This is a genomic window from Streptomyces sp. NPDC057474, assembly GCF_042802555.1.
GTDB lineage: Bacteria > Actinomycetota > Actinomycetes > Streptomycetales > Streptomycetaceae > Streptomyces.
In genome coordinates this window covers 1-9,508 of the sequence record NZ_JBHVDX010000308.1, presented here as the reverse complement: position 1 = coordinate 9,508, position 9,508 = coordinate 1, and the positions used below count along the sequence as shown (strand labels likewise).

Genomic DNA, 9,508 nt, shown 5'->3' with positions numbered 1-9,508 from the left:
GGAGGACGGCCCGCATTCGTCTGTGTGCGTACGGGATCAGACGCCGATGTCGCAGCCGTCCGCGCGCCACACCGCGACGACCGCCGGGCGGACGTACTTGCCCGGACCGTCGGGCCAGGCGCTCTTCGGGTTCTCGACGGTGGCTCCGTCGAGCTCGCCCGGGTGCTGGACGGCGACCAGGACGCGGCGGTCCTGGATGATCGGGCCGCAGGTCTCGGCGCCGCTCGGAACCGTCAGGAACTGCTTCAGCTCACCGCGCCGCTCACCACGGGTCGCGACACCGAACAGACCGTCGTGCGAGCCGAGCTGGGCACCGTCGGTGGAGATCCACAGGTTGCCGTACGGGTCGAAGGCGACGTTGTCCGGGCAGGAGATCGGGCTGACGTCGCCCTTCGGGAAGCCGGCGAAGTAGGTCGCCGGGTCCTCGGGGTCGCCCGCGACGAGGAACAGCAGCCAGCCGAATTTGGTGCTCTCGGGCCGGTTGCGGTGCTCGGTGAGTTCGAGGACCTGGCCGTGCTTGTTGGCGTGACGCGGGTTGGCCTCGTCCGCCTTGGGGTTGGAGCCCACACCGCGGTTGCTGTTGTTGGTGAGGGCGACGTAGACCTTGCCGGTGACCGGGTTGGGCTCGATGTCCTCGGGGCGGTCCATCTTCGTCGCGCCGACCTTGTCACCGGCGAGCCGCGTGAAGACGAAGACCTCGTCGGCCGTCATGCCGTCGACGTGCGAGACGGCACCCTTGGCGGTGGCCGTGGCCAGCGGGATCCACTCGCCGGCGCCGTCGAACTCGCCGTCGCTCGGCAGCTTGCCCGTGCCGTCGATCTCGATCGCCGGGGAGTCACCGGTGAGCTTGGCGACGTAGAGCGTGCCCTCGTCGAGCAGCGAGAGGTTGTGCTCGCGGGCGGCGCGGCTCGACCCCTTCTTCATCCGCTTGCTGCTGACGAACTTGTAGAAGTAGTCGAAGCGCTCGTCGTCACCGGAGTAGACGACCGGACGCCCGTCCGAGGTCAGCCGGACGGTTGCGCCCTCGTGCTTGAAGCGCCCGAGCGCGGTGTGCTTGCGGGGCGTGGAGGACGGGTCGTACGGGTCGAGCTCCACCACATACCCGAAGCGGTGCGCCTCGTTCGGCTCCTGGGCGACGTCGAACCGCTTGTCGAACCGCTCCCACTTGCGCTCGGTGGCGCCGGTGCCGATGCCGTACCGCTTGTCGGTCGTGCGGCTGCTGTTGGCGAAGTACTGGTTGAAGTTCTCCTCGCCGTGCAGCGTGGTGCCCCAGGGGGTCGTACCGCCCGCGCAGTTGTTGAGGGTGCCGAGGACCTTGCGGCCGGTCGGGTCGGCGGAGGTCTTGAGGAGGTCGGAGCCGGCGGCCGGGCCGGTGAGGCGGAACTCGGTCGTCGCCGTGATGCGGCGGTTGAGGTGGTGGCGGGGCACGGCGGTGAGCTTGCCGGTGCGCCGGTCCTCCTCCACGACGACGGCGGCCAGGCCGTGCGCCGCCCAAGCGACCTCGACCTGGTTGCGGGTCGGGTTGGCGGCGTCGTAGCCGCGGAACATCAGGATCTCGTCGGTGTACTCGTGGTTCGCGACGAGGAGCTGGCGGCCGCGCTCACCGGGGAGCGGGAGCAGGGCGAGGAAGTCGCAGTTGTACCCGAACTGGCCGGCCTGGGCCTTGGCCGTCTGGTTCTCCGGGTCGAAGGCGGGGGCGCCGCGCAGGATCGGCTCACCCCAGCGGATGACGACGTTCTGCTTGTACCCCTCGGGGATGGTCACGGCGTCGGCGGTGTTGGGCTCGACGGTGGTGAACCGCAGACCGCGGGCGGCCTTGGGCCTGCCCTTGCTCTTGGACGTGGACGTGGCGGCGGCTTCCGCGGGGGCCGCGGCGGCCGGCACGGCAGTGCCGAGCGTGACGGCCGTACCGGCAGCGCCGGCCACGGAGACGACGGCGGCGGCTCTCATCACCGAGCGGCGGCTCAGCGCGCTCGCGATGACGTCACCGACGTATTCGTTGGTGCTGGTGTTCGGCACCTCGTGGAAACAGGCGTCACCACAGCGGAACCGACAGGTCAGGGCGGAACGGCCGCCGGGATGCGAGCCGATCATGGGCAGCAGCTTGCGCACAGCGCGCTCCTCGATGCTCTTTGTGCATTTTTGGTGTGAGCGCGACGCTAGGGGGGCGTGTGTTCGAGAACGGGGACGCAAGGTGAACACGGGGTGAACCTGCGGCAGTTGAGGCGGTATTGACAGCGCGGGGTGGCGGAGATAGTGAAAGCCCCCCGCCCCACCCCAAGATCGCCACGACTGGCCGCTAACCTTACGTGTCCGTCCTGGCCAGGGATTGACGGGCTTCAACTCACCCGAAGGGTTGCGCACATGGGCATTCTCTCTCTCCTGCGGAATGCGTTCAGCCGCTCACGCAAGGGGCGCGACACGGTTCCTTCGCAGGAGGCGGAGCGGGTTTCCTCGACGGAGGCCGCCTCCGCGGCGGAGGCCGAGGCTTCCCCGCGGGCTTCCCTGCGGGAGGCCGAGCCGAGGGTTCCGGCCCCGTCGGCCGAGCCCGAGCCGACGACCACCACCACCACCGAGCCTGCGGCACCCACGCAGCCCGCCTCCGTCGCCGACGAGCTCGTCTCCGCTGCCTTCGACAACGTGACGGTGCCGAAGCCGCGGGGCGAGGAGACCGCGGAGAGGGGGGCTGAGGCGGAGACGTCGGTGGTCGAGCCCGAGCGTGTAGTCGAGCCCAAGGCCGCGGCGTCCGCCGAGGCCGAGGCCGAGGTGAAGGCTGCCACCGAGGCCGAGGCGACGCCGGTCGTCGAGGCCGAGCCCGTGGTCTCCACCGAGACCGAGGCGAACGCTGCCACCGACGCGGAGGCCACTGCGCCGGTCGTCGAGGCCGAGCCGGAGCCTGTGGTCGAGCCTGCCAAGGTCGTAGAGCCTGAGCCCGTGGTCTCCGCCGAGACCGAGGTGAAGGCTGCCACCGAGGCCGAGGCGACGCCGGTCGTCGAGGCCGAGCCCGTGGTGTCCGCCGAGACCGAGGTGAGAGCGGCGGCCGACACGGAGCCTGAGCCGGTGGCCGAGGCCGACCCCGCGGCGTCGAAGAGCGAGGCTGAGGCAGAGGCCGCGGCTGAGTCTGTGGCGCCGGTCGCCGACGCGGAGCCGGTCGTGGCTGCCGAGGCCGAGGCCGAGCCCGAGGCCGTTGCCGAGGCCGAGCCGGTGGCTGCGAAGGAGGACGAGCCGGAGCCGGTCGTCGAGGCCGAGGCCGAGCCTGAGCCCGCCGCCGTGGAGACGCCGGAGCCCGCCGCCGTGGCCGCCGATGAGCCCGTGGCAGAGGCGGAGCCCGCGGTCGAAGCCGAGTCGCAGACCGAGCCGGAGCCGAAGGCTGCGGAGGAGTCGGCAGCCGCGAACGAGCCGGAGGCCACCTCCGAGCCCGAAGCCACGCCCGAACCGGCCGTCGCCACCGAACCCGCCGTCGTTCCCGAGCCGGAAGCCGCTCCCGAACCCGTGGCCGCAGTCGCAGCCGCAGCCGGCGACGCCACCCCCGAACCCGCAGTCGCCGACGGTGAAGGTGCCCCGCAGGTGTCACCCGCAACCGACGACGAAAGCGGTACGGGTGGTGCGGGTGGGAAAACGGAGGGGGCCGAAGGCGGAGCCGAGGTCGCCGTGCCCGCGAGCCTGCGTACCGCGTACGACGCCGCACAGGCCGTACTCGAGAAGCGGGACCTCACCGACGCCCGCGCCAAGGTGTACCTCGTGCTGGACCGCTCCGCGTCGATGCGCGGCTACTACAAGGACGGCTCGGCGCAGGCACTCGGTGAGCAGACGCTCGCCCTCGCCGCCCACCTCGACCCCGAGGCCACCACCGTCCCCGTCGTCTTCTTCTCCACGGAGCTGGACGGCACCGGCGAGCTCACCCTCGACTCGTACGAGAACAAGGTCGACGAGCTGCACGGCGGACTCGGACGCATGGGCCGTACCAGCTACCACGTGGCCGTCGAGGAGGTGCTCGCCCAGCACCAGAAGGCAGCCGACCCCGGCACCCCCGCCCTCGTCGTCTTCCAGACGGACGGCGCCCCGGACGCCAAGACCCCGGCGAACCAGGCGCTCGCGGAGGCCGCGAAGAGCCACCCGGCCGTCCACTTCGCGTTCGTCGCGTTCGGCGATCCGGAGAACAAGGCCTTCGACTACCTCCGCAAGCTGAAGACGGACAACACGTCCCACTTCCTGGCCGGCGAGACCCCGCGCGAACTCACGGACGCCGAGGTCTACGAGGGCATCCTGGCCGCCTGGCGCCTTTAGTCGCCACATGTCGGACGGGCCCCGGCGAAACCCGGGGCCCGTCCGTCACCCGAAACGCATGTGAGTCGATCTTCACGGGCCCAGTAGGATTTCGGCATGGCGGCCACTGGAACCGAGAAGCAGGGTGGCAAGGCGTTCTACGTCTCCACCCCCATCTATTACGTCAACGACGCTCCTCACCTGGGCCACGCCTACACGACCGTCGCAGGGGACGTGCTCACACGCTGGCACCGTCAGCGCGGCGAGAAGGTGTGGTACCTCACCGGCACGGACGAGCACGGTCAGAAGATCATGCGTACCGCCGATGCCAACGGCGTGACTCCGCAGGAGTGGTGCGACAAGCTCGTCGAGGAGGCGTGGAAGCCCCTCTGGGAGCACCTGGAGATCGCGAACGACGACTTCATCCGCACCACGCAGCAGCGGCACACCGACCGCGTCCAGGAGTTCGTGCAGGACCTGTACGACAAGGGCGAGATCTACAAGGGCGGCTACGAGGGCCCGTACTGCGTCGGCTGCGAGGAGTACAAGCTCCCGGGCGAGCTGCTCGACGGCGAAGGCGACTTCGCGGGTCAGAAGCTCTGCCCGATCCACAAGAAGCCCGTGGAGATCCTCAGCGAGGAGAACTACTTCTTCAAGCTGAGCGAGTACGGCGAGAAGCTCCTCGCCCACTACGAGGCGAACCCCGGCTTCATCCAGCCCGAGTCCGCGCGCAACGAGGTCGTGAACTTCGTCCGCCAGGGCCTGCAGGACCTGTCGGTCTCCCGCTCGACCTTCGACTGGGGCATCCCGATCCCGTGGGACCAGAAGCACGTGATCTACGTGTGGGTCGACGCGCTGCTCAACTACGCCACGGCGGTCGGCTACAACGAGAACCAAGGGAAGTTCGAGGCCACCTTCCCGGCGAACGTCCACCTCGTCGGCAAGGACATCCTCCGGTTCCACGCGGTGATCTGGCCCGCCATGCTGATGGCTCAGGGCCTGCCCCTGCCGGGGAAGATCGCGGCGAACGGCTGGCTGATGGTCGGCGGCGAGAAGATGTCGAAGTCGAACCTGACCGGCATCAAGCCGCAGGACCTGACCTCGCACTTCGGTGTCGACGCCTACCGTTGGTACTTCCTGCGCGCGATCGCCTTCGGCCAGGACGGCTCGTTCTCCTGGGAGGACTTCTCCGCCCGCTACACGAGCGAGCTCGCGAACGACTACGGCAACCTCGCCTCCCGTGTCGCGGCCATGGTCGGCAAGTACTTCGACGGCGCCCTGCCGGCGGCCACGGCCGACGGCGAAGCCGAGAAGGCGCTGCAGGAAGGCCTGGCCAAGGCGGTCACCGAGGCCGACCGGAAGATCGGCGACGAGTTGGACTTCCAGGGTGGCATCCTGGCCGTCTTCGACTTCGTCAAGCAGGTCAACGGCTACATCACGGAGCAGGAGCCGTGGAAGGTCGCCAAGGACACGAGTGACGAGGGCAAGGCCCGGCTGGCCACGATCCTCTACACGGCCGCCGAGTCCCTCCGCGCCGTCGCCGTCCTCCTCAACCCGGTCATGCCGGACACCTCCAAGCAGCTCTGGGACTCCCTGGGCGCGGATGTCTCTCTCGGCGCCCTCGCGGACCAGAAGGTCCAGGAGGCGGGCGAGTGGGGCAAACTCCCGGCCGGCTCGACGGTCACCAAGGGCGCGATCTTCTTCCCTCGCCTGGAGGAGAAGCCGAACGCGTAGCGCACGAACTCCTTGAGTTCAGGGCCCGGGAGCAGGCTTCTTCCCGGGCCCTCGCACGTAACCACGCAATTGCGTGGCCGCCCCACCCCCGTCCTTCGCGTGCCTCACTCCTCGGTCGGCACGCAGAGGACGGGGAAGCGCGACAGGTGCAGCAGCTTGTGGGGGGTCGAGCCCAGCAGGGCCCCGCGCATCGGGCTCTCGCCCCAGATGCCCACCACGATGAGCCGTGCCTCGTGGCGTGACGCGGCGTCGATCAGCGCCTGCGCCGGCTTCTCGTCGATGATCTCGACGGTGGTCGGTACGCCGGCCGCGTCGGCCGCCGTGACAGCGTGTTCGAGGGCGAGGCGTCCGGCCTGGTGGAGGGCCTCGCGGTGGGTCCGGTACTCCTCGCCCTTGCCGCCCGGGGCCGCCGCGCCGTAGACCAGCACGAGGGGCTCGCCGTACGTGGCGGACACCTCGATCGCGACCCGCAGCGCGCGTACGGCGCCCGGCGACTCGTCGTATCCGAGAACGATCGCCATCTCAGGACTCCTTGCCGTGGCCGCCGTTTGTACCGTGGCCGCCGTGTACGAGATCGGGGTCGGCCACGCCGGGGCGTTCCGACCAGAAGGCGGGAGTCACCAGCCGCAGCACGACCATGAGCACGACCCCCGTGAGCGCGATACCGATGCCGATGACGAGCGGCGGGCCGAGCCCGAACCACGAGACGCCGCTGTAGGAGTTCGCGGGGTCGGCCATGTCGGAGACCGATTCCACCAGCAGCCAGGCCAGCAGTCCGGCGCCGACCAGCGGGCCGAGGCCGATGAGCAGGAAGTGGTGGACGCTCTCGGTCAGATGGCGGCGGTAGTAGACCGCGCAGGCGACGCCCGTGAGCGCGTAGTAGAACGCGATCAGCAACGACAGCGCGGTGAGCGAGTCGAAGAGCGCGTTCTCGCTGATCAGGTTGACGACGACGTACCAGGCGATGGCGATGCCGGCGACCCACCACGTACTCACGTCGGGGGTGCGGAACCGGGGGTGGATGTGCCCGAAGTGCCCGGGCAGCGCGTGCCGGCGGGCCATGGACAGCGCCGTGCGGGAAGCCGGGATGATCGTCGTCTGCGTCGACGCCAGCCCGGACGTCGAGACCGCCAGCAGGACGACCCAGTCCCAGCCGCCCATCACCTCGTCGGCGAGCAGCGCGAAGACGTACTCCTCCTCGCCCGCGTTGTCGGCCAGGAAGGCCGTTCCGGCGTAGGCGACGACCGCGAACCCGACCGATACGTAGGTCACCAGCAGGATGACCGTCGACCAGACACCCGCCTTGCCGGGAGCGGTGGCGGAGTCCTCGACCTCCTCGGTGAGATTGACCGCCGACTCCCAGCCCCAGTAGATGAACACGCCCAGCAGCAGGGCTCCGGTCAGCGACGCGCCGCCGGCCCCGAAGGGGTCCAGCCAGGTGATCGACGGATCGACGGAGTCGAGGGTGCCGGTGTCGGCGTAGACGCGGTAGAGGGCCACCACCGCGAAGGCCAGGAGGCAGACGACCTGCGCGAGGATGAGGACGTTCTGCACCTTGGCCGACACCTCGGTGCCGATGACGCACACGGCCGTCATCACGAGGATGAGCAGCACGGTGAGCGACTGGCGTACGACGTCGTTGTCGACCCAGCTGTCGAGGCCGAAGGCGAGCAGGGCGAAGCTCACGGCGACGTCCGCCAGCGACCCGACCACCAGAACCCCGGTCATCGCGATGGCCCAGCCGCCGAGCCAGCCGGCCCACGGCCCCATCGCCCGGGTGACCCACGAGAAGGTCGTGCCGCAGTCCTGGTCGACCTTGTTGAGGTAGTAGAACGCGGACGCGATCAGCAGCATCGGCACGAACGAGGCGAGCATCACGCCGGGGGCGTAGATGCCCACGAGCGCCACGACCGGGCCGATGACCGCCGCCAACGAGTACGCCGGGGAGGTGGCGTTGAGCCCGATGACGAGCGCGTCGACGAAGCCGATCGCGTTGGGCTTCAGTCCGTCGGGCGGGCGGGCGTCAGCGGTGTCGTTGGCCATCATCGGTCCCTCGCTCCGGTTGTGGGTGAATCCGGTGAATCCGTACAACAGGGGGCTAAGGGACTTTCTACGCTATCCAGGCTCGCTTGTGACGTCCTCGCGCATGCCCCACGGCGAGCCGTACTCCGTCAGCAGGTCGAGGAACGGTCGGGGAGGCAGAGCCTCGGGGCCGAGCACGCCGCCGCCGCGCCAGGCTCCGGAGGCGATGAGTTCGAGGGCGACCACGGGGTTGATCGCGGTCTGCCAGACCACGGCCTGGGAGCCGTACTCCCGCATCGACCACTGGTTGTCGACCACGTGGTAGAGGTAGACCTCGCGGGGGCGTCCGTCCTTGGTTCCCTTGACCCAGGTGCCCGCGCACGTCTTTCCGCGCATACGGTCCCCGAGGCCGGCCGGGTCGGGCAGACACGCGGCGACGACATCCCGCGGGGAGACCGCGGCCTTGCCACCTCCTGTACTGACGGTGACGGGGTCCGTGCGGTCGAGCCCCAGCTTGTGGAGGGTCTTGAGCACGCCGATGAACTCGTCGCCCAGGCCGTACTTGAAGGTGACCCGCTTCGCCCGCAACCACCGGGGGACCAGCAGCACTTCCTCGTGCTCGACGTTGACGCACTCCACCGGCCCGATGCCGTCCGGGAAGTCGAAGACCTCCGGCTCGCTGAAGGGCGGCGTGGTGAACCAGCCGCGTCCCTCCTCGTAGACGACCGGCGGGTTCAGGCACTCCTCGATGGTCGTCCAGATGCTGAAGGAGGGGGCGAAGTCGTAGCCATCGACGACCAGATCGGCGCCGTCACGGATGCCGATCTCGTCGATCCCGTCCTCGTCGAACAGCTCGTCGGCGGCGTAGCGGGCGAAGACGTCCGACAGGCCCGGCTCCACCCCCATGCCGACCAGAGCGAGCCGGCCCGCCGCCTCCCACTCGGCGGCCCGTTCGAACTGCGCGTCGCCCAGCTTGACGCCGCACTCCTCGTAGGGGCGGGTCGGGTGCGGCCGGGAGAGGGACATCGCCATGTCCAGGTAGTGGGCGCCGTGTGCGAGCGCCGCGTCGAACAGCGACAGGACGAACCGTGGATCGGTGGCATTGAGCAGCACATCACAGCGATGCCCGGCGAGGGCGGCGCGCACGGCGGGTCCGTCCGACGCATCGAGCCGCACCGCCGTGAACCTGCGCCCGTCCTCCCCGAGAGCCGCGACCGCCGCCTCCGCCCGCGCCCGGTCGTAGTCGGCCACCACCATGTGCTCGAAGAACGCCCGCCGGGCGGCGATCCTGACGATCGCCCCGCCCACGCCTCCCGCCCCGACCATGAGAACTCGCACAGCGCAGCACTCCTTCGTCCGGTTCGCCCTGCCGTGGGCGGGAGACACCTCCCCGCCCGTTCGGTGGGCCAGGACGATATCAGCCGAATTCTCCCGTCAGAAGGTCGTCGGCAGCCGCCGCGGCCCCGTGCAGCGGGCAGGGTGACGC

General features: G+C 69.9%; 6 protein-coding genes. 2 read left to right on the top strand and 4 right to left on the bottom strand.

The window, feature by feature from the left end; all coding sequences use genetic code 11:
* Window positions 1-36: 36 nt before the first annotated feature.
* On the bottom strand, window positions 37-2,112 hold the full coding sequence (locus tag ACFU53_RS43805; protein WP_384005423.1) for a PhoX family protein: 2,076 nt from the start codon (window positions 2,110-2,112) through the stop codon (window positions 37-39).
* A gap of 252 nt (window positions 2,113-2,364) precedes the next feature.
* Here ACFU53_RS43805 and ACFU53_RS43800 point away from each other — a divergent pair, with 252 nt between their 5' ends.
* Both ACFU53_RS43800 and metG read left to right on the top strand, forming a co-directional pair.
* Window positions 2,365-4,287, top strand: a complete 1,923-nt coding sequence (locus tag ACFU53_RS43800; RefSeq protein WP_384005421.1) for a VWA domain-containing protein — start codon at window positions 2,365-2,367, stop codon at window positions 4,285-4,287.
* 96 nt (window positions 4,288-4,383) lie between these two features.
* Window positions 4,384-6,000, top strand: a complete 1,617-nt coding sequence (gene metG, locus ACFU53_RS43795; RefSeq protein WP_384005419.1) for a methionine--tRNA ligase — start codon at window positions 4,384-4,386, stop codon at window positions 5,998-6,000.
* A gap of 104 nt (window positions 6,001-6,104) precedes the next feature.
* On the opposite strand, the gene ACFU53_RS43790 is transcribed toward metG, so the two are convergent.
* The 3 genes from ACFU53_RS43790 to ACFU53_RS43780 all read right to left on the bottom strand — a co-directional run bounded on the left by ACFU53_RS43790 (window position 6,105) and on the right by ACFU53_RS43780 (window position 9,360).
* Entirely contained in the window at window positions 6,105-6,521 is a 417-nt protein-coding gene (locus ACFU53_RS43790) for a universal stress protein (protein WP_384005417.1), read from the bottom strand.
* A 1-nt stretch (window position 6,522) separates the two neighbouring features.
* Window positions 6,523-8,043: an APC family permease gene (locus tag ACFU53_RS43785; protein ID WP_384005425.1), complete on the bottom strand. Its 1,521-nt coding sequence runs from the start codon at window positions 8,041-8,043 to the stop codon at window positions 6,523-6,525.
* Between the two features lie 72 nt (window positions 8,044-8,115).
* On the bottom strand, window positions 8,116-9,360 hold the full coding sequence (locus tag ACFU53_RS43780; protein WP_384005415.1) for a saccharopine dehydrogenase family protein: 1,245 nt from the start codon (window positions 9,358-9,360) through the stop codon (window positions 8,116-8,118).
* Between the last annotated feature and the right edge of the window lie 148 nt (window positions 9,361-9,508).